The sequence below is a fragment of the Streptomyces sp. NRRL S-118 genome (assembly GCF_000716335.1).
Taxonomy (GTDB): Bacteria; Actinomycetota; Actinomycetes; order Streptomycetales; family Streptomycetaceae; genus Streptomyces.
In genome coordinates this window covers 429,828-430,306 of the sequence record NZ_KL591008.1, presented here as the reverse complement: position 1 = coordinate 430,306, position 479 = coordinate 429,828, and the positions used below count along the sequence as shown (strand labels likewise).

At 68.3% G+C, this 479-nt stretch carries 1 protein-coding gene; it reads right to left on the bottom strand.

Annotated features, from left to right (window positions below; translation table 11 throughout):
• A partial coding sequence (locus IH00_RS0117435) for a ketoacyl-synthetase C-terminal extension domain-containing protein (protein ID WP_199819766.1) occupies nt 1-479 on the bottom strand: 479 nt, incomplete at both ends.

The following is a 479-nucleotide window of genomic DNA, read 5'->3' as shown; positions in this document are numbered from 1 at the left end:
CTCCAGGGCCTTCACCGAAGCAGCCGACACGACAACCGGAACAGGAACGGGGGCTGTGACCGGCTCGGGTGCAGTGTCGGGCTCGTCCGGGGCCTGCTCCAGTACTACATGCGCGTTCGTCCCGCTCACCCCGAACGCCGACACCGCGGCCCTGCGCGCACGCTCCACCACCGGCCACGCCCGCGCCCGCGTCAACACCTCCACCGCACCCGCGGACCAGTCCACATGCGACGACGGCACATCCACATGCAACGTCCTCGGCAGCACACCATGCCGCAACGCCATCACCATCTTGATCACACCCGCGACACCAGCAGCCGCCTGCGTATGACCGATGTTCGACTTCAACGACCCCAACCACAAAGGCCGGTCAACGGGCCGCCCGCGACCATACGTCGCCAGCAACGCCTGCGCCTCGATCGGATCACCCAACCGGGTCCCCGTCCCATGCGCCTCCACCACATCCACATCCGCCGGCC